This is a genomic window from Erythrobacter sp. BLCC-B19, assembly GCF_028621955.1.
In the GTDB taxonomy this organism is placed as follows: Bacteria; Pseudomonadota; Alphaproteobacteria; order Sphingomonadales; family Sphingomonadaceae; genus Erythrobacter.
The window spans coordinates 803,705-829,998 of sequence record NZ_CP117516.1 but is presented as its reverse complement, the minus strand read 5'-3'; the positions used below and the strand labels follow the sequence as shown (position 1 = coordinate 829,998).

Here is a 26,294-nt window from a genome sequence, read left to right as displayed (position 1 = left end):
CCTACCAGCAGCAGTATTCGCGGAACGTCGTGCCCTCCTGCAGCGATAGATTCAGCCCAAGACCTGAGGCGGTGCAGGAGGTTCGTCTGAAACACCGCTCCACCTGGGCGCCCGCTTGTACTATCAAAGAGACGGCGGACGCCGCCAGAACGGTTGCCCGCCCAATTCAACAGCTGCGCCGGATATGGCGCTGCGATGTTTTCTTCCGTCACTACGTCCCCCTAACGCTCCCGCGCCGATGCCTGTTTTCTTACGTCCTCATCGAAAATAGATCGCGCTACGGCGACCTCATCCAAAAGTTGGCGAATAGCCATGCCGATCGCACGCGCCAGAAAGGGGGGCACGGCATTCCCAACCTGTGTGTATCGGGGACACTCTTTTGTTCGGCGCTCTCCTCCAGTCGTAAACTTCCCTTTAAACTTAAACCAATCGGGAAATGACTGGAGACGGGCGGTTTCTCGCACCGTCAGGATTCGTGGCTCGGAGTAGTGCAAGATGTCGTCAGGCAAGGTCGTGACCGTTGGGGCAGGCTCATCACTAGCCATGGGGTAGATCCGATGCTTTTTGAGCCCATACGTCTTTCGGCTCTCGTCATCCATCCGAACACCCTTGCGGCATTCAACCAATATGCGCGCAAATCGATCGCGCACATCGTCGCGATGTCGAGCGAGTCGCATGCTATCCATCCGCCCGACATGACCTGCATGCATCAATTTTTGATAAGCCGTTCTGGGGCGACGATAGCTTATTTCTTGAAAGGGCCTCGACAAGTCGGGGTCGGTGCTTGCGATTAGTTCATGACCAGCAATTTCGAGATCAGAAATAGCGGACTTAGCGCTCACTGAATCGGAAAGTCTGAATTCTGCCAGCTGGGCAACACGAGCTTGTTCAAGAAGTTCGAAAACACGTGATATCCCGCCCTCAATCCATGGGGAGAGGTCTTTCCGAATACCAATAGCAATCAATCGCGATCGCCGCTGAGGTACGCCGAACCTCGAACAATCGACCAACATCGCGTCGATCTGATAGCCTTCCTTATCTAGACTTGAGACAAGTTTATCATAGTAGGATAGAGGTCTAGGATTGTTTTTTCTAGACCCTTCGAGATCGACAGAACTTTTTTTAGAATGTGCCACGCGCATTCCTGGTACGTTTTCTAAAATTAGCGCTTGGGGCTGCAGCACACTGACTACTTCGACATACCTTTCGAAAAGCGAGTTTCTGGGGTCGGCCTCGACACGTCGCCCTGCAAAGCTAAAGCCTTGGCAGGGTGGCCCGCCAGCCAAAACATCGACCTGACCTTGCAAACTCAATAGGTCGTCCTTGTGCTGATCTAGCAGAACTTCGATGTCCCAGGCTTTCGCCGCAAGCCAGTTCGGCCATTTGAAGCCGATGGAATATGGCGGGTTGTCCAAAAAATTCATTCGGAACGTTTCAAATGCCATGGCGTCACGCTCAATTGCGAAGCGACCTGTTAAGCCAGCATAAGAAAGACCGAGCGACAAACCGCCGCATCCTGCGAACAAATCAACGAAGTTATATGCTTTCACTGGCGCATTGATTCCTGACTGCATTACAAAAATCTTTGTTCCATACTGCTCTTGCTTCGCGATTTCCGCAGCGTATTCCGCAGAGGCGATACTGCATCAGGCAATAAGTCGGGCCATGCAAGTTCGAGTCGATTTTCTCATACTTTTAAGCGGTATGTAGTTCGTTGGGTGTCGGCAAAAGCGCGAAACTCATGGGCCCTCACATCGTCCGAATTTGGTCTTGGCGCCTGCTCATGTGCACCATTGCTGCCCGCGCGTCAAAGCCGCTTGACGGTCAATAACTTCAAGCAGTTCAGAGCGCTACCCTGCCGGGCAACCTGCTCTATCCGCTGGCGCGGACCGGGCCTGTAGTCCCGGCCCATCCGGGTGACGATCAGGAGCGGGTGCAAGCGGAGCGGGAGTTCCCGGAGGGCGCGCTCTGTCCCGCATGGCCGGTGGCCATGCTCCTGAGGGCGCGGTGTTTCTGAGCTGACCCGCAGGCGCTCTTGCCTCTCTCATCGCCGGACGCCCGCTGGCCCACTTGGCCCGCGCGCAGGGCGTCCGGCGGCTTCGCGCCGTGCAAGGGCGCCGTTCCTGTGCGGATCGCTGCGGCGATCCTTGAGGGGAACGCCAAGGGCTTTGCCCTCTCGTTCCCAAACCCCAATCATCACCCCCGTGTGGCGGGCTGTGCCCGCTGGCCCGCGCCAGGGCATCGATTGGGATTTTCCCTCCCCCTCCCATCCTCGCCGGAAGGCAGAGCCGCATGCCGCATGACGGATGCGGCTTTGCCGGATGGAGTTTGGACCATGGGTGACCTGATCTTGAATTACCGCGCATGCGGGGCCGAATGCCGGGAGGACTGGCTGCGCATGCTGGCGCATGACAATGGCTTGCCGCTGGTGGCAGTGCAGCAGCTGGCGGACGAGCTTGGCGAGCGTGAGGATTTTGGCGAGCTGGTCCGCCTGTGCGAGTGCGGCGGGAGCCTTGCGTCATGAGCGGCGCGGTTTTGTCCCGCGCGGAGCGGATTGCGCGGCTCAATGATCTGGCGCGGCGTGCCATGGGCATTGCCTGTGTGGTGGTGGCGACCGAGGGCATTCGGGCTTTGACCGAGGCCGATCAGTCACGCCTGCGCGAGTTGGTCGAGACCTTCGATGTCTTCACGCCGGACAATGATCCCTATGGCGAGCGCGACTTCGGGGCGATCTATCAGGCTGTGGACGGTGTTTGGTCGACCTTGCGGCCTGTTGATGTTGCGGTGACCGTGTTCTGGAAAATCGATGCCTATGACCAAGAGTTGCGGTTCGGCAGCGAGGACCCGACTGATCCCGCCGTGACCCGGCGGGTGCTGACCATTATGTTGGCGAGCGAGTATTGATATGGCTTGCCTTTCCCACACAGTGGAACCCTCGCGGCTTTCTTTCGGTGCGTGGTGTCACGCCAGCGAGAAGCAAATCGGCGAAGGCGATATTCAGGCCAGCTACAGCGCCGACCGCATCGGCATGGGTCAGCCCATCCGCAAGCCGTTCCGATATGCCGGAGCGCTTTGGGTCTGTGTCGGCACTGGTCCTGCGGGAGTAGAGGCCTATCGGCTCGTGCATCCATCGCTCTATGGCGGCGCGGCGCGCAGCTATCATGATCGGTGCCACGATGGCGAGCGCGCGCGCGGTGATCCGGCAGGCCTTTATGATGGCATTATCGTGCGTCACGCCGGACGGGAACTCGTGATGTGTGGTCCGCCCGTCATGTTCGTCGCAGGCGAGGAGGCGCAGCTGTCGCTGTTCTGATGGGATCGGTGGATTGGGGTCTGCTGGCCAAGCGCGCCGCCTGACACGTCAGGCGGCGCGGTGATCCACAAAGCAGTGTTCATTGTGCCAGTCGAGAAAGGCTGGTTCAGGATCGAACCGCGCCGCCGGGCGCAAGGTGGCTTTCTCGAATTGCTGGAAATAGTCGCGGGTCTCGCGGCTGCGGCTTTCGCGCAGCTGGCGCGAGACATGAATGCGGCGGGCGCGGTCGACCGTTATCAGCCCGCGATCGAAGGCGCGGTCGAGCGTTGCCGACAGCAGCAAGCCGTTTGCCGGATTGTGCCGGTTCTGGCTATCTTTGCCCCACGGCTTGATATGGCTGGCGGTCAGCAGGCGGGGATCGGCAATACCGGTGATGCAGCACGCCTCTTCATAATTGGCGAGCACTGCGCGGCGGAAGAAGTCCTGGCCGACCCGCTGGTTTACCACCGCCTGCATGGTGGACTCGCCCTGCCACGGCTCGAATTTGAACTCGCTGCGCTGTTCGTGGAGGAGATGGCTGGCGGACGGCGGCAATTGCGCTGCGGCGATTTGGCGGTCGACCTGGCTGGACCAAAGCTCTTCGGCCCGCGCCACTAACCCCGACCAATCCTGCCCGAACTCGGCATAGGTTGCGCGGTCGAGCTTCGATGCGCCGTCCAGCCCCTTGCGCCCGCTCTCGGTGATCTTCGGATCGAGGCTCGCGAAGTTGCACAGCTTCATGGCCACCGAGCTGCTCGACCGGTCAATGGCAGCGGCCAGCGTCTGGATCTCCGGATTGCCCGAGTGCAGCTTTCCGAACGGCAGCTGGAAATAGAGGTAGAGCGCTAGCACCGTCTCCTCCTCGCTCCAGCGTTTCCGCGCGGTGCCTTCCATTGCCATGACAAGGGTTTGGGCCAGAGCGCGGCGCGGTGCAAGCGGGGCTGGGATGATGGCATCATTGCTCTTCGGTCTGGTTGCTTCGTTTTGAGCACCCGAACTGGCCGCGCGCGGGCGAGGGTCAATGCCCGGCCCGCGCCGGTTCCGTTCCGTCACCCGTGTTGAACATGACCCCGTGCCCTTTGCTGCGCGGCCTTTCTGTCAGGTGCAACGAGCCACCAACACGAAAGGAACATCTCATGGCCCGTACGTCCCAAGCACCTGCACCCGCAACCGCGCCCGAGCCCAAGGCCCCCGATTTCATCGCCTGGCACGTCAGCAATCGCGGCGACAAAGCCTTCTGGACCAAGGTTGGAGCCGCATGGTTCCACCGCGACCGCAAGGGCCTGTCGCTCCAGCTCGAAGTCGTGCCGATTAATGGTCGGATCGTCTTGCGCACCCCGGTGGACGACGAGGCCAAGGAGGTGCAGCCGGGCGCTTAGCGCCCGGCGATGCCGGTTGTTAGATGTCGAATGCAGTGTCGGCAGCCGCACCTGCTCGGCATGAGACTGCCTTGTCGGCGGAATGGCGAAATGTGGGACGAAGCCGTCATTCCCGAGCGGCTGCTTCAGCGGCAGGTCGATTGCCAAAACCCGACATGCGACGAGCGCTCCACTGGGCAGGAATCACGCCCACAACCGGGCCGGTTGATGTCAGGAGGCTGCCGATCACGCTGCTGCGAGAGCGGACATCGTCCAACGCGGCCCCTGAATGGGTCTATCAGGCCCCTAGCGTAAAGCGCTTTAAAGTTGGTGCGGATAGAAAGCGGAACCGCGTAACTCTCAGCTCAGCGTGATTGCTGCGATGAGAATGAACGCAACGATGCCAGCAACCACTACGGCGTGACTGCCCTTCGCCTCAATGCAGACAGGCTTGGTCGCCCAGGGGACCGGAATCTCGAACTTGATCGACGACTTTTCACGCATTGGGATGCTCCCTTCGCGCAAATATCTGATGCCACTTTTTATCGCGGTCCACGGGACAATGCTGCTGATCCAGGGCGCCGATCAACCCGTCCGGCCCGGCGTTCCGGAAAAACGCTCCGGCACTTTACGTCGGAGAAAATGTCTGATGGCGAGTCCACCTAAGATGCGGCATGATCAACTCGCGAAAGGACCAGATGCCGATGGCCAAACTCAGTGTCGCGAGCGCCGGCAATTCGGCCGCTCCCTCCAATCCGGCTGTATCGTCTGTGGCGGCGGCGATGACGCCGCCATCAAACAACATGGCCATCGCGACCGAGACCGTCAGCGCGCTAGTGACAGTTACCGGCATGATCGACATGGCCGGGGTCTGGCAAGGGCTGCTTATTGACACGGTCTTTCCCGAGACGTTCATCGAGCATGGCACTAATCGCGTCACTTTCCAGCGTCGGCTACTCAGTGAGCAAGCGATGCGCATTCTGATGATAGTGTGGAAAGACAGTGAGCATGTCTGCGATCATGCGATCGATGCGGCAGGGGTGAGCAGGGTCGGATCGGACTGCGCACCAATCAACTGCCATAATCTCGCCAAGCGCATGGCAGCGGATGCGAACGACGTCGATCGGCAGGAAAAGAAAATCCAGGGCATTATCAAAGCGGCGGAAGCCTATGGGCTCGTTGCCAAGGAGAAGTTCAAGAACACCCGGCAACAGGCGTTGCGCGGAACTGAACGGCTGCACAGGCTGATGCTCGACATCGACGGCGAGGTGCGTCCGATCTGCACGGAGATCGCGGCAAGCGGTCCGGGAGGTCTTTAGATGACCAACGACAAGCTGGACAACGCGCGTAGCCAAGGCGCGCGCGCACTTAAGATCCTCACTATCAAAGACAACCCCTCGGCGTTCGATGCGCTTGATGATGCGATCCGGGCGCGGCTGATGCATGTCGCCGTCGGCGTGATTGGCATGGGCGGTATCGGCAGCGTGGTGCGCATGCTGGTCGATCTGTCGGTGCATGTGTCGCTGAACGAGACTAAGCTGGTCGAGCAGGGCAACGTAGCTCATGGTGTGATTGTGCTGCATGGTGGAGCCGCGCAGGCGTCGGCTTATGATTGCGATGCGACGATCTGGGAGCGCGCGCATACGGTGGTGCCCAAGTGGTCGAATGTCGCCACGCATACGCATCTCAGCAAGGTGCTACGCACCGACTTTGATCCGACCATGGTCGAGCCGATGACCTTGCGGCTATTGTTCGACGCGCAGACGAGTTGTGGGGCTAGCCAGATGGCCGAGCAACTTTGCTCGCGCTTCTCCGCTTGGCATGCCGCGACCACCAGTCTTAAAGAAGCAATGGAGGCGATCCGCACGACGCTGATCATTCCCGCGGCCTATCCCTCCGCCTCGTGTGAGCGGATGATCTATCGGTCGGCATCAGTGTGCAAAGGCTGGCATGAGCGCATTATCGATCCGGCACATTTCCTGCACTCGGGCTTCGAGGATGACGCATGGCTGGAGCCTCGGCTCCCCGCGCCGATCGCTGCGCTTTGTAAGGAGCGAGTCGAAGCGGTTTGGCATGAGACTGCCAAGGCCTTTGTAGTGCCCGAGCCGCTGAGCGACGAAGCCGGAGACAGCGAGGACGGCGACAGCACCGACCTCGCCACCAGCAGCGATGCAGTCGATGACTTCGTGTGCGCCGATCGCATGGCGTCGCTCTGGTATGGTAATAAGCGACATCCACATCGCAGGCGTTGAACGGGCATCAAACTGCCCCAGTCAGCCCTAACTTTCGGGCGGATCGAGAATATCGTAGAGGCTGGGCTCGGCGGCATCACCGTAGGCTGGGTGGCTGCATTCTGCGGCCTGCTAGTACCCGTGAAGCCGCCAGCGATCCTTATGTCTCGATGATATGGCCGAGGCCTTGGCTTCCCGATCCGCGCGTGTGGATGCAGGAAACGTGCACCAATCGTACCGACTGAACCGGACTAAAGGCTTGACCATCATTTCGAGGCGCTTCGACGTCTGATTTCAGTCGATCGGCGCCGGAACTTGAATGACCGAGATTGGGGCACTTTGCTGACCTTCTGCTTCGACCAACGCGAAGGACCGCTTTCGGATAACAACGACGTTCAACGCTACCGATGCAAGAGTCTGGGTTTGGGTCGTAAGCATGCATTCTGGCAGCCGCGCTAGAACGACTGGGTTGATAGTCCGACGAGCGCCTTATGTCCGAAACACGCATTAGCCTGCCAAATCAATGCCAACGACCGCTAGCCGGACTTGGTGGTTCATTTCCGTCTCGAGCCTAGTGGCGAGGCTCCTTAGTCGCGCCAGCAAGGAGGTAAAATCGAGAACGGATTGGTTATCTGGGCATACCCAATTGCGGCGTTTGCTCATGGTAACAAGCAGGCATCCCGCCCGGCAATTTTCGTGTTGCATGTACTGGCCGACGAGCTGGTCTCTCAAAGCCCTCTCGAAATCGACCACAGAATAGCCATTGTTGGCCAATTTCAGTTCGATCACGGTCTGGGCCTGGGAAATGACTGACAGAAGGCGGATGTCCGTCTCCTTGTCGTTGATCACCAAAGCCTCTCGATCGACATGGTAGGCGCCATTCTCGCGCTCTTGCAGTCGCTTGGCGAACCAAACCTGCATGTCTTTTTCCTTGTTGATCCCCATCAGGATCGTTCGTTCGGAAAACTCATGGGCGGCGATGTCGTGTTGAAGATCGGCAAGCCGATCCATCATCAGCTGGAACATCCCGTTCCTGTCAGCCTGCGGCGCCTCACCATACTTCTCTATCTGTGCGAGGTCGCGATCATCGAGGGGCGGTCCTTCGGCTTCGCTGGCCGCCTTCTCGCGAGCAATCTGATCCACCCTATCCTTGAAGTGGACGAACAACGGGTCGGTTCGCATGGATTGCTTGACGGCCCACGCCTCGGGACCGGTTCGAGCCAGCAGCACACTCAACACCGCACCGCGGCCATTCTGGGCCTCGTCGCGCAGGGTCGTGCTATATGGGCCACCTCCGACCCGGTCGATGTCATCCGAGAGACGAATTTGCGCATAGGCCAGCCTGACCAGAGCCAGCAGCATGGCGGGCGAAAAGACCTCGCTCGAAAGATCAGGGCAGAAGCGCGCGCTGTGGCGGTCGCCAAAGGTAGCGAATAGATTTTCAGAAAGCCGGTAGCGAGCCTGTGGCTCGAGCATTCCGATTTTCTGCTCCAGCAGCGCAATCGCGTGCTGCGGTGCAGTGCTCAACAAAAGCATGATCCATGGGAGCGCGAAGGGGTCTTGAAGGTCGTCAGAAAGACGACGCTGCGCCAGTGCGATCAACCTGGAGCGGTCAAACGGGCTGCGAAGCAGATAGTCGATCGCCCTCTCCAAATGATCGTGCATGCGTGCTTGTTGTTGGTCCCCCTCGAAGCGCGCGCCGGTTGTCGACAGCCACGTCCATACTCGCGGAACGAAGAATTCCATCACGGTCCTGTCGGCGCGAGAGAAGTCAGCGAGCAGGCCTGGAAACTCAAAGCTGACAGCATCGTCCAGCTGGGCTGACAGTTCCTTCCCCAGCGTGGCCTCGACCGCGTCAGGGTGCTGTTTGACCAGATCCGCCAGCCACGGAGGAACGCCATTCAGCTCGACAGGTGCCAGACGGGCAGCAGTCTCGGCATCCTTGCCCGAGAGATCACGTGCCCAGTCAGGTCGCTCCGCCTCTGCGTAAACACCGGCAAGCGCATGGATCCAGTTGCTCCAGATCGTACTGCGCTCGTCAGCGGGACGTTCGCTGCGCAGCGGAACCTTGACGGTGCGCCAATAGGCGCAGAATGCCGAGAGGACCCTTTCAACAATCTCATTGCTGAAATGGCTAGCCAGCGTCTGGCGGTTCCAGTGCATGCGCCAGCCTTGCTGCTCCGGGTCGCGTTCAAGGACCTGCACAAAGTCCCAAACGATTGTGGGGATACTGGTCTTTGCAAAATAGGCGTCGGGATCGCGCAAGATTTCCTGCCGCCACTCAATCCAGGTCTCGACAGCAGCGGCTTCCTTGGCCCTTTGGGCTGCGGCCTGCTTCTCCCACTCCGCTTCCCGCGCCGCGTAGGCCTCGTCGGGCTTTATGGGCACGAGCGATCGCTCTAGCTTTTCGAGCCATGACGGTTGACCCTCGGCTACGCCGCGCAGCGCTGAAGCCCGTTCCTCAACTGGCTGACCATCGACACGAGCCAGGTAAAGCGCATCGCGGAACGCCGCAGTGCGAATGCGTCCATCAAGCTCGGCGTCTGTTGCCACCTCAAGCAACCAGCTGAAATCCTCGTGGTCAAGACCACCTACGGTCGAGCCGTTGGTGAAATGCATCTCGAACTCGTCGTCACTGCGAGAAGGCACATGCGCCGCACAAAACCGCCCCTCAGCGAGGTAGATGGACTTCCGCCAGCATGTTGGCGCATTTCGGAGCCGCAGCTTCAGCTCCTCTGCAGGCTTTACGTCTCCAAATTCATTGTCCTTTAGCCGGGTCGCAATGACCCCCGCCTCAAAGAACCGCTCTTCAGGCAGGGGTTTTTGATCGATTTGTCGCAGGCAGAATGCTGCTAAGGCCGACGTCAGGTGCCGATATCTGCTCGCGAAGCGCGGCCATTGCTCGACCTGCTCGATACTATCTTCGATCATGCGCGCGAGCAGATCGCGCAATAGGGTAATCTCTCCGTCCGACAGCGACCAATTCGGGATCAGCCTTGGTAACGTCCAGTTGATGCCGCCAACACTGCGCTTGTTGACCTCAATCTGGCCGAGCATCCGGATAAAGTCCTCTGGCGAGAGATGTTTGGGAAAGAGCGGATCGATGAGCCTCTCTTTCACGTGCGATGGCCAGTGTGGCGCGTTGAGCAGCGACGCCGTAAGGTTCGAGAGGCCGCCCGGGGCCGCCATCTCCGCAAGGGCCGTTACAGCCGTCACGCGGTCGGTCGGTAGCGCTTGCGGATCCTCGGCAACTTCCTCGGCGATATCCCGGCAATCTTCCATGCGTGCCGCCTGGATCAGATCGATCAGAAGTTCGCGGACTTCTGGGCTAGTGCTTCGTTCCTGCCAAAGCTTGCGGACGGTCGCTGATAGGTCTTGCGACGCGAAGCGCAGGACTTGCGGATAGGGGATGCGCACCCCGCGCCAGCCATCTTTCCCATAGCGCTCTACATAGGCGCAAAGGATGCGCGAACGGGCGCTGATCGGAAAGCTCTCGGGATCGCCATCGTCCATCAAGGCTTCAGGCTCTCGGCGGATCAACTCATCGCGAACCGCGTCGTCTGTAATCGCCAGCCAGGCCGCCACTGGTCGCATCGACGGGAAAACCAGGTCCTGCCCATAGCATTCGCCGAACAAGAGCCGAAAGAGCGCCGCTCTTGGCATATGGCCATTTCTGCTCAGTAGACGAAGCCGCTGCGCTGCCAGGAACTCAGAAGCGGATCGATGATGAAAGCGAACCCGGCCATAACTGGCAAACCCGAACAGCGGGCGCTGCAGCAATTCGGCACGATCCCTTGGCGACCAGTCATTCAGGATAATGGAGGGATCGATCGCTGCCTCGGCCTCGTGAGCATCAAGCGAATGGTCCGAGAAGCGAATGGTTCGCTTTCGGGTGAGCACCTGCGCCAGTGCAAGGCGCTGCGCACCCTCTAGCGCTTTAGCATCGGACAGATGGATGTGGCGCTTGCGACCACCCGTTTCCTGAAGCTTTCGGCGAATGTCCTCAACAATCTGCTCAAAACGGGTGCCGAGCTTCTGATGCTCGTTCCAATACGCACAGATCTCGATCAATTCCTGGGGGCGCCGAGCAAATTCCCAAGCGCGCTTCCGTTCAATTTCGGCCAGCAGTCCGGTGATGTCCTTGACCTGCTTCTGTTCGGCGATCTGCCTGATCTGCTCGCCGCTGAGCGGCGTCAGCCCAACGATGCGAAAGCCACTTTGGAGGTCGTGATCACCCGTTACCTTCTTTGCTTGCAACTGCTCCTTTCGGTCCTCGCCGCTTATCAGTCTTCGGAAATTGGCATCAGGATCTTCGACGACATTCGGCGGCGGTGCAGGTTCGACAACAGGCAATTCGCTGGCAAACGCGTCAAAATCCAGCGCAATCGGCCGGCTCGTGACGACAATCCTGGCTCGGTGGAGCTGACCATCGACCGCGAGCGCCAGCTTACGCAGGGCAAGCCGAAAATCTCCGTGCGACAACAGCAGTTCGTCGGCAGAGTCCAAAAAGAAATGCGCTTCCGAGTGACCGTCGGCCAGCCACTGGCGATAGCGTGCTTTCTGCTCAGCGTCGAACAGGAGTGGCAACTCTGTCGTCGCGATCCCTTCGAGGGTGAGGAAGAACGCCGCCTTCCCATCAGCGAAAAGCCGCCTTGCCGTTTCTCGGCACTCGTGGGTCTTGCCGGCCCCCGCAGCGGAGATCAGCAAGACACGAGATGATGCCAGCAAATCGTCCCATGTGAGGCGTCCACCCAAGCCCAACGCTTCTAGGGCATAAAGCTTTTCGGGATCGCCGATGTCTGTGCGGTCAAGATCACGGAACAATCGCTGGACATTGAAATCTTGAGAGCGTTTTTGATTGGGCACCATTTGTTCTAAATGCTCCCCTTATGTTGCTCGCGCAAGTTCAGCCCATGCGGCGGCTTGCTCGCGTGTATCAACTGAAGGGCAGCATCTGTCCAAACCCGACAATCCTGAAGGGTGCCGCAAAGGACCGGCTCTGGGTCGGCAGCCGTCACCGCTATGATCGGGCCGCAAATGGCGGCTTTGCCTCTCTCCTGGAAAAATGCTGCCCTTCAGCAATCGACCCCGTTGCAGACATTGCGGAACGTTTGCGAACGCTCCTGCAATCGGCATACTCAAACCGCCAATGAATGAAATCTATCTGATCCGCCATGGTGAAACGGCATGGAACGCTCAGGGTCGTTTCCAGGGAAAGCTGGATTCAGCCCTCACCGACACTGGCGTCAAGCAGGCCGTGCATATTGGCCAGCGCCTCGCCGGGTTGGGCATCTCGTTCGATACCTTCGTCACCAGCCCGCTGGGAAGAACGCGTCAGACAGCAGCAATCATTGCTGAATGCGCAGATCTTCCTGCCGCTCAAGATGATGATCGTCTGGCCGAGGTGTCCTTGGGTTCATGGGACGGCCTGACACATATTGATATCGACGCACAATGGCCGGGCTTGCTCGATGGCTCCACACCATTCGACTGGTTTTTCAGGTCGCCGGACGGGGAGAGCTACGACGCCGCTTTCGACCGGGCCGAATGCTGGTTGCGCGAACGACAGGGCGTGACGCTCGCCGTGTCTCACGGGCTGGTTGGCCGGATCATCAGAGGTGCATACAGCAGTCTGCCCAAGGCAGAAGCATTGGGTCTGCCAGTGCCTCAGGACGTAATCTGGAGACTTTCCGGCGGTCGGATCGAGGCAATATCCGTCATTTGAGCATCGGCACGCAATCCGGCGCCTGGATCGAAACTGCCGTTCCGCTCCCCACCCAGGTTCAGCCACCAGCGAGATAGTGGTTCGGACCCAAAGGCCGTCTGACGGCTTTCGGCGGAAGCAGACATTGCCGTTGATGCTCGTCAACGACCGGCTCTGGGTCGGACTTGGCCGATCGGCAACGCTGCAGCTTCAGGGCAAGTCGGCGCGTTGGAGCGGTCCTGCGTCACCTCACCAAAGGTCCCGTGGTTCCGCTCCGGATGCTCGCCTAATTGGCGGCTTTGCCTACCCTTAGATCATCGAGATATTCGCTCCACCACTGCGCCATCTTCACGCGCTCATCCCAGTACTGGCCCCGGTTGTAGGTTCCACGAATAGCGTTGCTGTCACCATGCGCCAGCGCGCGTTCGATGGCATCGGGGTGCCAGAGCCCACTTTCGTTGAGCATAGTCGAGGCCGTCGAGCGGAACCCGTGCGCCGTCATTTCGTCCTTGCTGTAGCCCATGCGCCGGAACGATGCGTTGATCGTGTTCTCGCTCATCGGGCGCAGCCGTGTGTGAAAGGCTGGGAAGATGTAGCCTTGCCCCCCGGTGATCGCTTTCAGGTCTGTGAGCAGTTCAAGGACCTGGCGCGATAGGGGAACGGCGTGGGTGCGGCGCGCCTTCATCTTGCCTGCAGGGATCGTCCAGATTGCCTTCTCGAAGTCGATCTCCTGCCACTCGCCATGTCGCATCTCGCCCGGGCGCACGAACACGTGTGGGGCAACTTTGAGCGCCAGCTTGGTGATCGGGTAGCATTCGAACGCGTCGATGGCGCGCTGCAGCTCGCCCAGCTTTTCCGGTTCGAGGATCGCCGCATAGTGGCGCGCCTGCGGCGTCAGCAGCGCTCCCTTGAGGATAGCCGTCGGATCCGTCGTGCAGCGACCGGTGGCCGCGCCATAGCGGAACACTCGGCTCGCGAAGGAGCGGCACTTCTTGGCTGTCTCTCGGTTGCCGCGCGCCTCCAGCTTCTTCAGCGGGGCGAGCATCATTTGCGGGTCGACATCCGAAATCGGCATGTGGCCGATCGCTGGCTTGAGCAGATCGAGAAACCAGCGAGCCTTGAGCAGGGTAGCCTCGGCGCGGCCTTCGCCGACCATCTTGTTTTCGATGTACTCGCGTGCGACCGACTCGAAGGTGTTGGCGGCGCTGATTTTGGCAGTCGCCTTGTTCTTCTTTCGCGTCAAAGCAGGGTCTTCGCCCTTGGCAATACGGAGCCTGAGTTCGTCGCGCTCGAGCCGTGCCGCCTGAAGACTAACTTCAGGCCAAGCGCCAAGAGCGATCCTCTTTTCTTTGCCGCCTACATAATACTTCAGCCGCCAGAGCTTCGAGCCGTTGGGGAAGATTTCGAGGTAGAGGCCGCGCTCATCGGCGCGCTTGTATGCGGTAGCACCGGGCGAAAAAGCTCGGATTTGCAAGGCCGTCAGTGACATTTGGGGGCATGACCTTTCGCCAGAAAGGGGCATGTGGGGGCATATGCCCCGCTCCATGCCCCTGATTGTGGGGGCACGGCCTGAAACAGCGTGGAACACGCGGCATCAAAATCCAGCCAAAAATGGCAGAATTCTGCGGTTTTTTCAAGGTTTTTGATGCCACTCCCGCAGGAGTTTTGGTGCCCAGAAGAGGACTCGAACCTCCACGCCCTTGCGAGCGCCGCCACCTGAAGACGGTGCGTCTACCAATTCCGCCATCTGGGCACGGAGCCTGCCGGTCATCGCTGCCGGGAGGCTGGGTAGGCGCGGGCCATTAGCGAAGGGGTCGGGGGGCTGTCAATCATAACCTTGCGTTGATTCCGATCTTCGGCGAATTGCCGTGCCGAGGGGCTGTCGCACCGTCATGAGTGGCAATCGCGCCTGCTCGCCCGCGTGACGGCCTTGCCCTCTTGCGCGCCGGCGCGGCTTGCCGCTAAGCGCGCAGGCGCAACACGCGGTATCCATCAAAGGCTTGCCTGACCCATGCCCTCATCCTCCCCGCTTTCCGGCCAGCTGGTCACGATCTTCGGCGGCACCGGCTATATCGGCAATTATGTCGCGCAGAGCCTGCTCGCGCGCGGCGCGCGGGTGCGGCTCGCCAGCCGCGCTCCGGGCAAGGCGCAGAGCCTGAAGCCGCTCGCCAATCTCGGCCAGCTCCAGCTCACCCCTTGCGACATCACCCGCGAGGAACACGTCGCCGCGGCGCTTGAGGGCGCATCCTACGTCGTCAACCTGGTTGGCGCCTTCAGCGGCGATCTCGGCAAGCTGATGGGCGAGGCACCCGGCACCATCGCCCGGCTGGCGGCGGCGCGCGGGGTGAAGGCCCTCGTCCATGTCAGCGCGATCGGGGCCGATGCTGCCTCCCCCACCGCCTATGCGCGCGGCAAGGCGGCGGGCGAGGCCAATGTGCTGGCCGCCTTCCCCACGGCGACGATCCTGCGCCCCTCGATCGTGTTCGGCAAGGACGACCAGTTCATCAACATGTTCGCCGGGATGATCGAGCTGCTGCCGGTGCTCCCCGTGTTCGGGCCTGAGGCGAAGCTCCAGCTGGTCTATGCCGACGATGTGGCCGAGGCCGTGGCGGTCGCCCTGGAGCACCCCGAGACGCACGGCGGCACCACCTACGAACTGGGCGGGCCTGAAGCGCTCTCGATGATGGAGATCCACCAGCGGATCGCTGCAGCGCAGGGCCGGCAGCGCACCTTCCTCGCCGTGCCCGATGGCATCAGCGCCGCCTTCGCCGCCATGCCGCTCACCCCGATGAGCCGCGATCAGTGGACGCTATTGAAGCCCGGCAGCACGGTCGCGCCGGGGGCCAAGGGACTGGCCGATCTCGGCATCGAGGCCAAGCCGCTGGGCCTGTTCCTCGACAAGTGGATGCTGCGCTACCGCAAGCACGGCCGCTTCGGCGCGGCCAACGAGCGGGCCAAGCTGCACGGGGGTTAAGCGTTACAAAGGTGACACCGTGTCAACTTCCCAACGCCAGTAATTTCATAGAATAAACAGTATTCTAACTCCGATCCGCAGAAGCGGACGGACACGAACGCGCGGCGCAGAAACGTGCCTCTCGATGGCAGACGGCCTCGCAGGCCGGACAGGACGATGGGAAAGAGCCTTTCCGCAAGGCTACCAGCTACGCAGGCCGTAGGAAACGGACGAAAAGGCCCGCTCTCTTGGCGGACGCGCCAAAAGCGGACATTCGGCAACCGACCCCAAATCGGTCGTTCAGAACGTATCGGCTTTCGCTCACTCCAAACATCGATGCATCGCAGCCCAAACCGACTTCAGGGCCGTTCCAACTTTCCCGACACAGCAGGTTTGCTGTCACCAGTAGCTCGCCATCAGCTCGGCAACCCAAGCGGGCTGATGCACCTCGCCGCGCGGCAGGAACTCCCGCATCACCGGCTTGATATCGACCACCGGCGTCCCGCTGATCGCATCCAGTCCTTCGACATGAAGCAGGGTGCCCTCCACAGCCACGACCTTGCAGATCGTGACCCCGAGCCGGTTCGGCCGGTTCTTGCCGCGTTGGGCGAAAATGCCCGTTAGCGGCCAGTCCTTGCGCCCACGCGGGTGGCGCGCGCCGGTTTCGATCCGGTCGGGCGCGACCTTGTCGAACACGAAGATGATCTCGACATGGCTGAAGCCATCAAGCCCGGCCAGCGCCTCGGGGCCGGACTGCTCCGGGTCGAGCGCGATGACTGACCGGCTGGCCCCCCGGTCATCATCGATCGGATCAGCCCTGCCGCGCTGCACATGCCCGATGGGCTTGATCAGATAATCCATTCAGAGCCCCTCCTGAAATACAAACAGAACCGGCTGCGCATCGGGGTCATCCACATCAGCATCGACCGTCCCGCCAGCTGACGTATAGAGCGCCTTGGCTGGCCCGTTTCCGGTTTCCGTCAGCACCCATGCGGTGCGACAACCGATCGACCGGCCATGCGCAAGCAGGCAATCGAGAATGCGTCTGCCAAGCCCGCGCCGCTGATGGGTCGGCGCCACGCCGACCTCATTGATCCAGAGTTCGGCGGGCTTGTCCGGGTGAATATAGTCAACTCCCGACGCGAACCCGATAATGACGCCATCTTCGATCCCGACCGCGATGTGGTGGCGCGGGTCAGCCAGAAACGCAGCGAGATATTCGGGATTGATCGGCTCGTCGAAAACATCGTCCGCGACGTTGCCGAACAGGGCAGCATCATGCGTCGTCAGAATTCGGACATCGATCATGGCCGCGTCACCATGAACACGACGCTGGGATTTCGCAAGTAATTGGCAAGGCAGGACGGGTAAGCGAGCCGCAACCCCGCTTCAGGCTCAATGCCCCAAAAAGCCGCCCTTCGCCAAACCACCCAAACCCAGTCATTCACCTCAAGCCGCACCCGGCCCGAAAGCCGACATGGCCGCAGCCCCGGCGCACCCCGCCGCGCGGGAGCATCGAGGCTTCCGCGCGGCGGCGGTGGCGTTATGAGCAGGGCTGTCTGCCACCATCCGCTCAACGGATCAGAATTGTCCCCGAGGGTTGGCTTATCGGTGTTGCTGGCGGGATTGTCGGATTGCCGGGATAGGCGTTCCCGTCAAACCTCAGTTGCGCGTTGCGGGCTTCCATAACCCCGCCACCGTGGGCACCGACTGACAGGTCCCGCCATCCATTTGTTTTGGTATCCAGCAGGCGGATCGGAAGCTGGGTAACGGTCGTTCGGCTCACCAGACGAAATGTGCTGCCCGCCTTTTCGAGGACGAACAGAGTGCACCCGCCGCTTCCGCACCATTCAGGCGCATCCGCACGCAGAATGATCTCGTCCACGCCGTCGCCATTCAGGTCGGCTGATGCTGACTTGTAGGCCGAGACGCCCAGTTCACTCGCTGCAAAATCGCTCAGAGACGGTGGTTCAGAACCTGACGGCGCTGAGGCGCATCCGGCAAGGACACCGCAAAGTGCGAGGATGGCTGGCCTGCGCATCATTGCACACGCCAGCCACCATTTGCCGTCGTTCACGCCAGCGCGCTGGCGTAGAGCGCCTTGAGGTCGGCCTCGCCTCGCGCGGCGGCGGTGGCGTCGTAGGCGGGGCTGTCGGACACCATCCAGCCGTGGTTGCCGGGATAGACCGTGACGATCGCGCCGACCTTGGCGGCTTCGGCGGCTTCGGCGAAGGTGGTCTTGTCGGCGGGCGCCTTGGCGTCATCGTCCTGCGCCACCGCGATCAGCAGGGCGGCATCGACCTTGTCCAGCACCTTGTGCGGGCTCATCGGATTGTCGGGGCGCACCAACCCGCCGCCGTGGAAGCTTGCCGCGGCCTTGATGCGGGCAGGCACAGCGGCTGCGCTCCACACGGTGAACGGCCCGCCCATGCAATAGCCCTGCGTGCCGATGCCCTTGGCCTGATCGACGCCTTCCTGCCGATCGAGCCAGTCGACGATCGCGGTCGCATCGCGCATGATCGCCTCGGCATTCAGCTTTCCGCGCCACGGGCCGACCTTCTGGAAGCCGCCATCGGCAATGAAGGCGGCGAAATCGGCGAATTGTTGGCCGGTGACGTCGCGGTAATAGGGGTTCACGACCAGCACGGCGTAGCCTGCCTGCGCCAGTTTGCGGGCGATGTTGCGCTTCGCCTCGCGGATGCTGGCGATGTCGGGCCACAGGATCACGGCGGGGTGATTGCCGGTCTCGGGCTGGACGAAGAAGCCGTCCATCGTCCCGTCAGGCGTGGCGAAATTGACCCCGCGTTCCTTGAGGCCCGGGAGCGGCTGGGCCTGCCCCGCGCTTTCGCCCGAGGCGCAGGCGGTGAGGGCGGCAGCGCCCGTCAATACGCCGAACTGGCGGCGGCTGATGGTCTGCTTGGCCCATTCGGCCAGCTTGCTTTCCTCGCACATTGATCGTCTCTCCTGTCAGCCCCTCCGGCGAAACAGATAGTCGTGCAGTCGGGGCATGGACAAGCGGCGATTGTCTCGGCACGATGGGTTGCAAAAGAAATACGGGGAGAGAGCGATGGATGTGAGGCGCTGGGCCGCGGGGGCGGCGTTGTTGCTGTCGGCAGGGATGCTGGCGAATTGCAGCCAGATTTTCGGAGGCGGTGAGGGCGAGGGCGTGACCACCGCGATGCTGGTGGGGGCCGATGGCGATGCGGCCAACTGGATCAGCCACGGGCGCACCTATTCCGAACAGCGCTTCTCGCCGCTGGACGGGGTCAACCGCGACAACGTGGGCCAGCTGGGCCTTGCCTGGTATGCCGACATGGACACCGCGCGCGGGCAGGAGGCGACCCCGCTGGTGATCGACGGCAAGCTCTACCTCACCACTGCGTGGAGCAAGGTGAAGGCGTTTGACGCGACCACCGGCAAGCCCCTGTGGGAATATGACCCCAAGGTGCCGGGCGAGACGGCGGTCAAGGCCTGCTGCGACGTGGTGAACCGCGGGCTGGCGGCTTACGGCGACAAGCTGTTCTTCGGCACGCTCGATGGCCGGCTGATCGCGCTCGACCGCGAGAGCGGCAAGGTGGCTTGGGAAAAGGTCACCGTCGACCAGTCCAAGAGCTACACCATCACCGGCGCGCCGCGCGTGATCGATGGCAAGGTGATCATCGGCAATGGCGGGGCCGAGTTCGGGGTGCGTGGCTTTGTCGCGGCCTATTCGCCCGATGATGGCGCGGAGCTGTGGAAGTTCTACACCGTGCCCGAAGGCGGGCAGGGCGATGATGCGCCCGCGCATCTCAAGAAGGCGGCCGAAACCTGGAACATGGATGTGCTCGCCGCCAATGACGCGATCGGCGGCGGGGGGACGGTGTGGGATTCGATGGCCTATGACCCGGATTTGGGCCTGCTCTATATCGGGGTCGGCAATGGCTCTCCGTGGAACCGCGCCTATCGCAGCCCCGGCGCGGACGGGACGGGGGAGGGGGACAACCTCTACCTCTCCAGCATCGTGGCGATCAAGGCGAGCACGGGCGAATACGTCTGGCACTACCAGACCACGCCGGGCGAGACGTGGGATTTCACCGCGACCCAGCACATCATCCTTGCCGACATGGAAATCGAGGGGAAGCTGCGCAAGGTGCTGATGCAGGCGCCTAAAAATGGCTTCTTCTACGTGATCGACCGCGAGACGGGGCAGTTCATCAGCGCCAAGCCCTATGTCACGGTCAACTGGGCAACCGGGATCGATCCCAAGACCGGCCGCCCGATCGAGAACCCGGCGACCCGCGTCGACAAGACCGGCCAGCCCGCGATGGTCACCCCCGGCGCGCTGGGCGGGCACAACTGGCATCCGATGGCCTTCAGCCCCACCGAAAAGCTGGTCTATATCCCGGCCTTCGAGGCGGGGATGATGTATGCGCCCGAGGCGAACTGGAAGCCTGACCGCGCGCGCGGGTTCAATGTCGGCTTCAACCTCGGCGCGGGCGATCTGCCCCCCGATGGCGGGTTCAGGAAGCAGGTGGCGGGCAGCCTCAAGGGGATGCTGGTCGCATGGGATCCGGTCGCGCAGAAGCCGCGCTGGACGGTCGAGCATCCCGGGCCGTGGAACGGCGGGCTGCTGGCGACGGGCGGCGGCCTCGTGTTCCAGGGCACCACGGGCAGCGAGTTCAACGCCTACGATGCGGCCAATGGCAAGAAGCTCTGGAGCTTTGCGGCGCAGACGGGCGTGGTTGCGCCGCCGATCACCTACACCGTGAACGGCGAGCAATATGTCGCCGTGCTGGCCGGGTGGGGCGGCGCCTATGCCCTGTCGGTCGATGGCGACCTCATCAACCGCAAGGCACCGGTGCGCAACATCAGCCGGTTGCTGGTGTTCAAGATCGGCGGCACCGCCAAGCTGCCGGCTGAACCCGCGCTCGCCGACCTGCCGCTCGACCCGCCGCCCTCCACCGCTGCGCCGGAGATGATTGCACTCGGGCAGGCCAAGTATGGCCGCTATTGCGCGGTGTGCCATGCGCCGGGCGCGGTGGGTTCGACCGTGCTGCCCGACCTGCGCCGCGCCGGATCGCTCGAAAGCGCAGCCGCGTGGAGCGCGGTGGTGCATGACGGGGCGCTGAAGGACAATGGCATGGCCAGCTTCAAGGGCTCGCTGTCGAAGGAGGAGATCGAGGCGATCCGCGCCTATGTCATCAAACGCGCCAATGAGGACAAGGTGCTGGAGGCATCGAAGAAGGTCGCCCGGCGCTGATGCAGCCGGGCGATCCTGCCGACATCCGCAACTGGCAGCGGCGGCCGGACGGGATCACCACCTCCGGCAGGCTGGAGGCAGGTGATCCGGCCCGCCTTGCCGCCATCGGCGTGCGCCATGTGGTGAACCTCGCGCTCGACAGCCACCCCGAGGCGCTGGCGGAGGAGAGCGCGCTGCTGGCGGCCGAGGGGATCGCCTACACCCACATCCCCGTCCCCTTCGACGCGCCGACGCCCGCCCATGTGGCGGCATTGGCCGAAGCGCTGGCGGCGCATCCCGGCCCGGTGCACGTCCACTGCATCATGAACTGGCGGGTGACGGCGTTCTTCTACCTGCTCGATTGTGCTGCCGGGGTGCCGGAGGACGAGGCGCGAGCGCGGATGGCGAAGGTCTGGAACCCGCTGGAGGACGAACGCGCGCCCGAGGCGTGGCGCGCGCTGCTGGGGGGCGGGAACGCCTGAGCTCCCCCTCCCCCAACCCCTCCCCTGAAGGGGAGGGGAGTCAGGCGGCGAAGAAATTCAGCTCCAGCAGCACATTGTTCGGATCGGTGGTGAAAATCTGCCTGAGGCCGATGCTGCTCACATCATTGACCTTGTAATCCGCCCCGCGCGCATCGAGCCGCGCCTTCACAACCTCGAAATCCGCGCAGCGCAGCGCGACGTGGTGGATCGCTCCGGTCTCGGCCCCGGGCGCAACCTCGCGCGGGAAGGTGCGCGGGCAATCGACCGCGTTGAGGTGCAGGATCGCCTGCCCGCGCGCGTCATACATCCAGCGCGCGTTCTCGGGCGTGAGCGGTGGCGGGCCGTCCCGCTCTTCCAGATCGAGCAGCTCGGCATAGAAGCGCGCGGTCTCGGCCAGACGGTCGGTGATGATGTTCACATGGTCGAGGCGTTCAACGATCATGCCCGGCATCATGCCCCGATCCGGCCTCGCGCGCACCTGCCGAAATGCATCACGGCGCGCCGAACACGAAGGTGCCGAGCAAGCGGCCCGGCAGGAAGGAGAAGGCGCCTGCGATCACCAGCCCGGCATAGAGCCCGGTCATCATCCCGCGGTGCCGCGCAATCTCCCCCCGCCGCGCCGCGCGCACCGCCAGCGGCACATTCACCAGCGTCCAGACCGTGAAGATATGGATGAAGCTGAAGCCGGTGCCCGCAATCCCTGCGCCCGGCGTGCGGATGAAGGCCGAACTGATCGCCGTCACCAGCATCAGGCACACCCAGATCCGCCCCAGCAGCCGGTGCGTGGCATCGCCCTTGCGCCGCCACAGCACCACCGGACCGAGCAGGAAGGCAGGCACCACGGTTGCCAGATGGATCATGATCGGCAGCGAGAAGACGCGGGCTTGCGCCATGGCCGGACTGCCCGACCCGAAGCCGCCGAACAGCATCGAGGCCACCGTCAGCGCCGCGGTGATGCCGATGGTGATCGCGGCGGTTGCCGCAAGGCTGATCGGGGGACGGGCGGGGGCGGCGGTATCGTGGGTCAGGTGCTGGCTCATGCTTGCCTCCTCGGACGTTCGCGATTTATGGAATGGCCATGAAAAACCGCGCTGTCCGCCTGCTCGCAAGCCCCCCATTCGCGGGCTGTCGCGGCGATGCGCGGATCGTCCGCCGGGCTTCGTGAATGGTCGCGCGGCGACTATCCGGGGCCGAGCGCCTGATGGCCGAGGCGGGCGTGGTCGCCCTGATCGCCGTGGTGGTGGCGGTGTTCGATCTGATTCCCGTCGGCACAGTCTCGCTCGGCGCGCGGCTGGCGTTGTGGTTGGCAGGGTTCTTGGCGGCGTGGCTGGTCTATCTCGCGGCCGCGCGCGTGGGGATCGCGGTGGCGCGGCTGATGGGCCTCGCCGACTACTGGGGGCATGCGCTGGCGGTGCCGTTCGTCGGGCTGGCGGTCACCTATGGCGTGCTCGCCCTGATCGGCGGAGCGGACGCGATGTTCGGCGCACAGTTCGGCGCGGTCTGGGTGCAGGCGCTGCTGGTGGCGGCGGGGTTCTTCGCGCTGTTCTTCGTGCTCTATGCCCGCGCCGAACAGGCGCCTGTGCAGGAGGCGGCGCAGGAGGCTGCGCCCGATGCGCCCGCGCCGCCTGCCCCCGCACCGGCCGTTCCCGGCGTGGCGGTCTCGGCGCTGCATCAGCGGCTGGAACCGGGCTTCCCCCCGATCCTCGCGCTCGCCGCGGAGGATCACTATGTCCGCATCATCGCCGATGGGAAAAGCGCGCTGGTGCTGATGCCGCTGGCCGAGGCGGCTGCGCTCATGCCCGAGGGGAGCGGCGCGCAGGTGCATCGCAGCTGGTGGCTCGCGCAAAGTGCGGTCACCGGCCAGCGCCGTGCGGGACGCGACCTGCAACTGATGCTCCATGGCGGGATGGCCGCACCGGTCAGCCGCAGCCGGATCCCCCAATTGAAGGCGCTAGGCTGGCTTAGCCCCTGAACACAACCGTGCGGTTGCCGTTCATCAGCACCCGTTCCTGCGCGAACAGGCGCACCGCTTCGGCGAGCACGCGGCGTTCGATATCGCGGCCCTTGCGCACGAGGTCTTCGGGGCTGTCGGCATGGGTGATCCGCTCGACATCCTGGTGGATGATCGGGCCTTCATCGAGATCGGCAGTGACGAAATGCGCGGTCGCCCCGATGATCTTCACGCCCCGCGCGTGGGCCTGGTGATAGGGCTTGGCACCCTTGAAGCCGGGCAGGAAGCTATGGTGGATATTGATGCAGCGGCCCGCGAAATGCGCGGACTGCTCGTCCGAGAACACCTGCATATAGCGCGCCAGCACCACCAGCTCGGCATCGGTTGCGGCGGCCAGGGCGCGGAATTGGGCCTCGGCGGCGGGCTTGGTGCCGGGGGTGACGGGGATGTGGTGGAACGGGATGTCCCCGATATCCACCCGGATCGCGGCCTCGCGGGGGTGGTTGGAGACGATCGCGACAATCTCGATCGGCAATTCGCCGGTGCGGCAGCGATAGATCAGGTCGACCAGACAATGATCGAACTTGCTGACGAGGATGATCGTGCGGCGCGGGCGGTCTTCCGCGGCCATCTTCCACGCCATCCCGAACTCTGCCGCCAGCGCGGCAAAATCGGCGCGCAGGGCTTCGGCGGTCGAACCGTCCGGGTCGAACACCACACGCATGAAGAACCGGTCAGAGCCGCCCGCCTCGGCCCGGTCGTTGAACTGCTGCGCGTCGAGGATGTTGCAGCCGCGCTCGAACAGGAAGCCGGTGACGCGGGCGGTGATGCCGGGCCGGTCGGGGCAGGCGAGGGTGAGGATCAGCGGTGTAGCCATCCTACCGCGCCAGCGCCGCCTCGCACTGGGCCATCAGCTCGGCGATGATGTCGGCGGCGGGCTCTTCCTTGGTGACCATGCCGACCGATTGGCCCGCCATCACGCTGCCGTTCTCGACATCGCCCTCGATCACCGCGCGGCGCAGGGCCCCTGCCCAGAAGTGCTCGATCTGGAGCTGGGCCTCGGCCATGTCGATCCCGCCTTCATCGAGCAGCGCGGCGACTTCGCGCTGCTTGGCGGTGAATTCCTCGGTGCCCTTGTTCTTCAGCGCGCGCACCGGGATCACCGGCAGGCGCGGGTCGACCTGCACACTCGCGACAGCCTCGCGGGCCGAGGCGCGGAAGAAGGCCTTCTTGAAATCGGGGTGGGCGATGCTCTCGGTCGCGCAGGCGAAGCGGGTGCCGAGCTGGACGCCCGCCGCGCCCATTTCGAGGTAGGAGGCAATTGCCTCGCCCCGGCCGATGCCGCCCGCGACGAAGATCAGGTGGTCGCCGCTGAGTTCGGGCAGGATTTCCTGCGCCAGCACGGATGTGGAGACCGGGCCGATATGCCCGCCCGCTTCCATGCCTTCGATCACCAGCGCATCCGCGCCCGAGCGCAGCAGCTTCTTGGCGAGGGCGAGGGTGGGGGCAAAGCAGATCACCTTGATGCCGCTGTCATCGGCCTTGATCGCTTCGACCGAGCCCTTGGGCGGGATGCCGCCCGCCAGCACCACGTGCGTCACGCCATGCTTGCGGCACACCGCGATCAGATCGAACAGCGCCGGGTGCATGGTGATGAGGTTCACGCCGAAGGGCTTCGAGGTGAGCGCCTTGGTCGCGGCAATCTCGGTGTCGAGCAGTTCGGGAGTCATCGCCCCGCAGGCGATCACACCGAACCCGCCGGCATTGGAGATGGCGGCGACGAGGTTGCGCTCGGACACCCAGCTCATCGCGCCGCACAGGATCGCGGTCTCGCAGCCGAGGAAGTCGGTGCCGCGCTTCATCATCGCGGCGGTTTGGGGATAGGTGGTCATGGAGGCGCGCCCTAGTCGGAACCGGAGGAATAGACAATCCGCACAGCGGCGGCGGCCTGTTTGGCGAGGTCGACCGCGGTGGGCGCATCACCGGCCCGGGCGAGGGCGACCCCCATGCGGCGGTAGGGCCGGGTGACGGGCTTGCCGAAGATGCGAACGTCGGTGTCGCCGAGCGTCAGCGCCTCAGCGATCCCCTCGAAGGCGAAGCTGTCGCTGTCGCGGTCGGCGAGGATCACCGCCGAGGCAGAAGGCTGCGCGGCGATGCTGTCCGGCACGGGCAGGCCGAGGATCGCGCGGGCGTGGAGATCGAATTCGGTGAGGCTTTGCGAGGCGAGGGTGACCATGCCGGTGTCATGCGGGCGGGGGGAGAGTTCGGAGAAGATCACCTCCTCGCCGCGAACGAAGAATTCGACGCCATACAACCCCCAGCCACGCCCGCCGCCTTGCAGGGCCATGACGACCTTGGCGGCCATGTCCTGCGCGCTTGCGAGCGCGGCGGGGGACATGGCGGCAGGCTGCCAGCTTTCGCGATAATCGCCGCGCTCCTGCCGGTGGCCGATGGGCGGGCAGAAGGCGATGCCGCCTGCATGGCGCACGGTCAGTAGGGTGATCTCGTAGTCGAAGGCGATGAACTGCTCGGCGATCACCCGCGCCCTATCGCCGCGCATATTGGCGACGGCATATTCCCACGCGGCCTCCAGCGCGTCGGGCCCGTCGACCTTGCTCTGGCCCTTGCCCGAGGAGGACATCACCGGCTTCATCACCAGCGGATAGCCGATGCGCGCGGCGATGGCCTCGCACTCGGCGAAGCTCTCGGCATAGCCATATTGCGAGGTCACAAGGCCCAGCTCGCCCGCCGCCAGATCGCGGATCGCATCGCGGTTCATGGTTAGCTGGGCAGCGCGCGCCGAGGGCACCACGGTAAAGCCTTCCGCTTCCAGATCGCCGAGCACCTCGGTGCGGATCGCCTCGATCTCGGGGACGATGTGGTCGGGCTGGTGCTTCTCCGCCGCCGCACGCAGCGCCTCGCCATCGAGCATGGAGAAAACCTCACGCCCGTCCGCCATCTGCATCGCCGGGGCATTGTCGTAGCTGTCACAGGCAATCACCCGCGCGCCCAGGCGCTTGGCGGAAATGACGAATTCGCGGCCCAGCTCGCCCGAACCGAGCAGCAGGATGGTGGCAATATGGCTCATGGGGGAGTGGGTTTAGT

At 63.0% G+C, this 26,294-nt stretch carries 25 protein-coding genes and 1 tRNA gene; 11 read left to right on the top strand and 15 right to left on the bottom strand.

Annotated features, from left to right (window positions below; genetic code table 11):
- Positions 1-221 precede the first annotated feature (221 nt).
- Positions 222-1,574: a DNA cytosine methyltransferase gene (locus PS060_RS03710; RefSeq protein WP_273985561.1), complete on the bottom strand. Its 1,353-nt coding sequence runs from the start codon at positions 1,572-1,574 to the stop codon at positions 222-224.
- Positions 1,575-2,335: 761 nt separating this feature from the next.
- Here PS060_RS03710 and PS060_RS03705 point away from each other — a divergent pair.
- The 3 genes from PS060_RS03705 to PS060_RS03695 are packed head-to-tail and all read left to right on the top strand — an operon-like array spanning position 2,336 to position 3,313.
- On the top strand, positions 2,336-2,524 hold the full coding sequence (locus tag PS060_RS03705) for a hypothetical protein (protein WP_264392712.1): 189 nt from the start codon (positions 2,336-2,338) through the stop codon (positions 2,522-2,524).
- Positions 2,521-2,904 carry a DUF3768 domain-containing protein gene (locus PS060_RS03700; RefSeq protein ID WP_273985557.1) on the top strand — a complete coding sequence of 128 codons (384 nt, stop codon included), beginning with the start codon at positions 2,521-2,523 and terminating at the stop codon, positions 2,902-2,904. Before PS060_RS03705 ends, PS060_RS03700 begins: the two co-directional genes overlap by 4 nt.
- 22 nt (positions 2,905-2,926) lie before the next feature.
- Positions 2,927-3,313 carry a hypothetical protein gene (locus PS060_RS03695; protein ID WP_273985555.1) on the top strand — a complete coding sequence of 129 codons (387 nt, stop codon included), beginning with the start codon at positions 2,927-2,929 and terminating at the stop codon, positions 3,311-3,313.
- A gap of 48 nt (positions 3,314-3,361) precedes the next feature.
- On the opposite strand, the gene PS060_RS03690 is transcribed toward PS060_RS03695, so the two are convergent.
- The gene (locus PS060_RS03690) at positions 3,362-4,192 is read right to left on the bottom strand and encodes an HNH endonuclease (protein ID WP_273985553.1); all 831 of its coding nucleotides are present in this window, start codon (positions 4,190-4,192) and stop codon (positions 3,362-3,364) included.
- A gap of 236 nt (positions 4,193-4,428) precedes the next feature.
- Between PS060_RS03690 and PS060_RS03685 the strand changes: the two genes are divergently transcribed.
- A complete protein-coding gene (locus PS060_RS03685; RefSeq protein WP_273985552.1) occupies positions 4,429-4,671 on the top strand; it encodes a hypothetical protein in 243 nt (80 codons plus the stop codon).
- Between the two features lie 339 nt (positions 4,672-5,010).
- Here PS060_RS03685 and PS060_RS03680 read toward each other — a convergent pair whose 3' ends face one another.
- A complete protein-coding gene (locus PS060_RS03680) occupies positions 5,011-5,154 on the bottom strand; it encodes a hypothetical protein (RefSeq protein ID WP_156443348.1) in 144 nt (47 codons plus the stop codon).
- Between the two features lie 200 nt (positions 5,155-5,354).
- Between PS060_RS03680 and PS060_RS03675 the strand changes: the two genes are divergently transcribed.
- Both PS060_RS03675 and PS060_RS03670 read left to right on the top strand, forming a co-directional pair.
- Positions 5,355-5,969, top strand: a complete 615-nt coding sequence (locus PS060_RS03675) for a hypothetical protein (RefSeq protein ID WP_273985551.1) — start codon at positions 5,355-5,357, stop codon at positions 5,967-5,969.
- A complete protein-coding gene (locus PS060_RS03670; protein ID WP_273985549.1) occupies positions 5,970-6,902 on the top strand; it encodes a hypothetical protein in 933 nt (310 codons plus the stop codon).
- A gap of 486 nt (positions 6,903-7,388) precedes the next feature.
- Here PS060_RS03670 and PS060_RS03665 read toward each other — a convergent pair whose 3' ends face one another.
- Positions 7,389-11,750 (bottom strand): hypothetical protein, encoded by a 4,362-nt coding sequence (locus PS060_RS03665; protein WP_273985548.1) that lies wholly within the window; start codon positions 11,748-11,750, stop codon positions 7,389-7,391.
- 280 nt (positions 11,751-12,030) lie between these two features.
- Between PS060_RS03665 and PS060_RS03660 the strand changes: the two genes are divergently transcribed.
- Positions 12,031-12,606, top strand: a complete 576-nt coding sequence (locus PS060_RS03660) for a histidine phosphatase family protein (RefSeq protein ID WP_273985546.1) — start codon at positions 12,031-12,033, stop codon at positions 12,604-12,606.
- A 265-nt stretch (positions 12,607-12,871) separates the two neighbouring features.
- Here PS060_RS03660 and PS060_RS03655 read toward each other — a convergent pair whose 3' ends face one another.
- Together PS060_RS03655 and PS060_RS03650 are read right to left on the bottom strand one after the other, a co-directional pair.
- On the bottom strand, positions 12,872-14,074 hold the full coding sequence (locus PS060_RS03655; protein WP_273985545.1) for a tyrosine-type recombinase/integrase: 1,203 nt from the start codon (positions 14,072-14,074) through the stop codon (positions 12,872-12,874).
- A gap of 177 nt (positions 14,075-14,251) precedes the next feature.
- Positions 14,252-14,338, bottom strand: a tRNA-Leu gene (locus PS060_RS03650).
- 258 nt (positions 14,339-14,596) lie between these two features.
- Here PS060_RS03650 and PS060_RS03645 point away from each other — a divergent pair.
- Entirely contained in the window at positions 14,597-15,559 is a 963-nt protein-coding gene (locus PS060_RS03645) for a complex I NDUFA9 subunit family protein (RefSeq protein WP_273985543.1), read from the top strand.
- A gap of 378 nt (positions 15,560-15,937) precedes the next feature.
- Here PS060_RS03645 and PS060_RS03640 read toward each other — a convergent pair whose 3' ends face one another.
- The 4 genes from PS060_RS03640 to PS060_RS03625 form a co-directional block, all read right to left on the bottom strand.
- Positions 15,938-16,399 carry an SAM-dependent methyltransferase gene (locus tag PS060_RS03640; protein ID WP_273985542.1) on the bottom strand — a complete coding sequence of 154 codons (462 nt, stop codon included), beginning with the start codon at positions 16,397-16,399 and terminating at the stop codon, positions 15,938-15,940.
- Positions 16,400-16,846, bottom strand: coding sequence for a GNAT family N-acetyltransferase (locus PS060_RS03635; protein WP_273985540.1), 447 nt, complete (start codon positions 16,844-16,846; stop codon positions 16,400-16,402).
- A 265-nt stretch (positions 16,847-17,111) separates the two neighbouring features.
- Entirely contained in the window at positions 17,112-17,615 is a 504-nt protein-coding gene (locus tag PS060_RS03630) for a hypothetical protein (protein WP_273985539.1), read from the bottom strand.
- Positions 17,612-18,490, bottom strand: coding sequence for a dienelactone hydrolase family protein (locus PS060_RS03625; protein WP_273985537.1), 879 nt, complete (start codon positions 18,488-18,490; stop codon positions 17,612-17,614). Before PS060_RS03625 ends, PS060_RS03630 begins: the two co-directional genes overlap by 4 nt.
- A 166-nt stretch (positions 18,491-18,656) precedes the next feature.
- On the opposite strand from PS060_RS03625, the gene PS060_RS03620 reads away from it, so the two are divergent.
- Together PS060_RS03620 and PS060_RS03615 are read left to right on the top strand one after the other, a co-directional pair.
- Entirely contained in the window at positions 18,657-20,777 is a 2,121-nt protein-coding gene (locus tag PS060_RS03620; protein WP_273986835.1) for a PQQ-dependent dehydrogenase, methanol/ethanol family, read from the top strand.
- The gene (locus tag PS060_RS03615) at positions 20,777-21,238 is read left to right on the top strand and encodes a beta-lactamase hydrolase domain-containing protein (RefSeq protein WP_273985535.1); all 462 of its coding nucleotides are present in this window, start codon (positions 20,777-20,779) and stop codon (positions 21,236-21,238) included. Before PS060_RS03620 ends, PS060_RS03615 begins: the two co-directional genes overlap by 1 nt.
- A gap of 40 nt (positions 21,239-21,278) precedes the next feature.
- On the opposite strand, the gene PS060_RS03610 is transcribed toward PS060_RS03615, so the two are convergent.
- Both PS060_RS03610 and PS060_RS03605 read right to left on the bottom strand, forming a co-directional pair.
- On the bottom strand, positions 21,279-21,680 hold the full coding sequence (locus PS060_RS03610) for a VOC family protein (protein ID WP_273985534.1): 402 nt from the start codon (positions 21,678-21,680) through the stop codon (positions 21,279-21,281).
- 49 nt (positions 21,681-21,729) lie between these two features.
- A complete protein-coding gene (locus tag PS060_RS03605) occupies positions 21,730-22,278 on the bottom strand; it encodes a DUF2306 domain-containing protein (protein WP_273985533.1) in 549 nt (182 codons plus the stop codon).
- 125 nt (positions 22,279-22,403) lie between these two features.
- On the opposite strand from PS060_RS03605, the gene PS060_RS03600 reads away from it, so the two are divergent.
- Positions 22,404-23,210 (top strand): LytTR family DNA-binding domain-containing protein, encoded by an 807-nt coding sequence (locus PS060_RS03600; protein ID WP_273985531.1) that lies wholly within the window; start codon positions 22,404-22,406, stop codon positions 23,208-23,210.
- Here the strand turns inward: PS060_RS03600 and purU are convergent.
- Genes purU through purT form a run of 3 tightly spaced genes read right to left on the bottom strand, consistent with a single transcriptional unit; the run spans position 23,200 to position 26,277 of the window.
- Positions 23,200-24,066: a formyltetrahydrofolate deformylase gene (gene purU, locus PS060_RS03595; protein ID WP_273985529.1), complete on the bottom strand. Its 867-nt coding sequence runs from the start codon at positions 24,064-24,066 to the stop codon at positions 23,200-23,202. The genes PS060_RS03600 and purU overlap by 11 nt on opposite strands.
- A 1-nt stretch (position 24,067) precedes the next feature.
- Positions 24,068-25,081 carry an NAD(P)H-dependent flavin oxidoreductase gene (locus PS060_RS03590; protein WP_273985528.1) on the bottom strand — a complete coding sequence of 338 codons (1,014 nt, stop codon included), beginning with the start codon at positions 25,079-25,081 and terminating at the stop codon, positions 24,068-24,070.
- An 11-nt stretch (positions 25,082-25,092) separates the two neighbouring features.
- On the bottom strand, positions 25,093-26,277 hold the full coding sequence (purT, locus tag PS060_RS03585) for a formate-dependent phosphoribosylglycinamide formyltransferase (RefSeq protein WP_273985526.1): 1,185 nt from the start codon (positions 26,275-26,277) through the stop codon (positions 25,093-25,095).
- Between the last annotated feature and the right edge of the window lie 17 nt (positions 26,278-26,294).

Excerpts from the sequence above, each read along its gene's own strand:
- purT (WP_273985526.1), bottom strand. The coding sequence starts at position 26,277 with ATGAGCCATATTGCCACCATCCTGCTGCTCGGTTCGGGCGAGCTGGGC.
- PS060_RS03600 (WP_273985531.1), top strand. The coding sequence starts at position 22,404 with ATGGTCGCGCGGCGACTATCCGGGGCCGAGCGCCTGATGGCCGAGGCG.
- purU (WP_273985529.1), bottom strand. The coding sequence starts at position 24,066 with ATGGCTACACCGCTGATCCTCACCCTCGCCTGCCCCGACCGGCCCGGC.
- PS060_RS03705 (WP_264392712.1), top strand. The coding sequence starts at position 2,336 with ATGGGTGACCTGATCTTGAATTACCGCGCATGCGGGGCCGAATGCCGG.
- PS060_RS03700 (WP_273985557.1), top strand. The coding sequence starts at position 2,521 with ATGAGCGGCGCGGTTTTGTCCCGCGCGGAGCGGATTGCGCGGCTCAAT.
- PS060_RS03610 (WP_273985534.1), bottom strand. The coding sequence starts at position 21,680 with ATGATCGTTGAACGCCTCGACCATGTGAACATCATCACCGACCGTCTG.
- PS060_RS03590 (WP_273985528.1), bottom strand. The coding sequence starts at position 25,081 with ATGACCACCTATCCCCAAACCGCCGCGATGATGAAGCGCGGCACCGAC.
- PS060_RS03685 (WP_273985552.1), top strand. The coding sequence starts at position 4,429 with ATGGCCCGTACGTCCCAAGCACCTGCACCCGCAACCGCGCCCGAGCCC.
- PS060_RS03680 (WP_156443348.1), bottom strand. The coding sequence starts at position 5,154 with ATGCGTGAAAAGTCGTCGATCAAGTTCGAGATTCCGGTCCCCTGGGCG.
- PS060_RS03690 (WP_273985553.1), bottom strand. The coding sequence starts at position 4,192 with ATGGCAATGGAAGGCACCGCGCGGAAACGCTGGAGCGAGGAGGAGACG.
- PS060_RS03675 (WP_273985551.1), top strand. The coding sequence starts at position 5,355 with ATGGCCAAACTCAGTGTCGCGAGCGCCGGCAATTCGGCCGCTCCCTCC.
- PS060_RS03660 (WP_273985546.1), top strand. The coding sequence starts at position 12,031 with ATGAATGAAATCTATCTGATCCGCCATGGTGAAACGGCATGGAACGCT.
- PS060_RS03640 (WP_273985542.1), bottom strand. The coding sequence starts at position 16,399 with ATGGATTATCTGATCAAGCCCATCGGGCATGTGCAGCGCGGCAGGGCT.
- PS060_RS03605 (WP_273985533.1), bottom strand. The coding sequence starts at position 22,278 with ATGAGCCAGCACCTGACCCACGATACCGCCGCCCCCGCCCGTCCCCCG.
- PS060_RS03670 (WP_273985549.1), top strand. The coding sequence starts at position 5,970 with ATGACCAACGACAAGCTGGACAACGCGCGTAGCCAAGGCGCGCGCGCA.
- PS060_RS03620 (WP_273986835.1), top strand. The coding sequence starts at position 18,657 with ATGCTGGCGAATTGCAGCCAGATTTTCGGAGGCGGTGAGGGCGAGGGC.
- PS060_RS03615 (WP_273985535.1), top strand. The coding sequence starts at position 20,777 with ATGCAGCCGGGCGATCCTGCCGACATCCGCAACTGGCAGCGGCGGCCG.
- PS060_RS03645 (WP_273985543.1), top strand. The coding sequence starts at position 14,597 with ATGCCCTCATCCTCCCCGCTTTCCGGCCAGCTGGTCACGATCTTCGGC.
- PS060_RS03710 (WP_273985561.1), bottom strand. The coding sequence starts at position 1,574 with ATGCAGTCAGGAATCAATGCGCCAGTGAAAGCATATAACTTCGTTGAT.
- PS060_RS03625 (WP_273985537.1), bottom strand. The coding sequence starts at position 18,490 with ATGTGCGAGGAAAGCAAGCTGGCCGAATGGGCCAAGCAGACCATCAGC.
- PS060_RS03655 (WP_273985545.1), bottom strand. The coding sequence starts at position 14,074 with ATGTCACTGACGGCCTTGCAAATCCGAGCTTTTTCGCCCGGTGCTACC.
- PS060_RS03665 (WP_273985548.1), bottom strand. The coding sequence starts at position 11,750 with ATGGTGCCCAATCAAAAACGCTCTCAAGATTTCAATGTCCAGCGATTG.
- PS060_RS03635 (WP_273985540.1), bottom strand. The coding sequence starts at position 16,846 with ATGATCGATGTCCGAATTCTGACGACGCATGATGCTGCCCTGTTCGGC.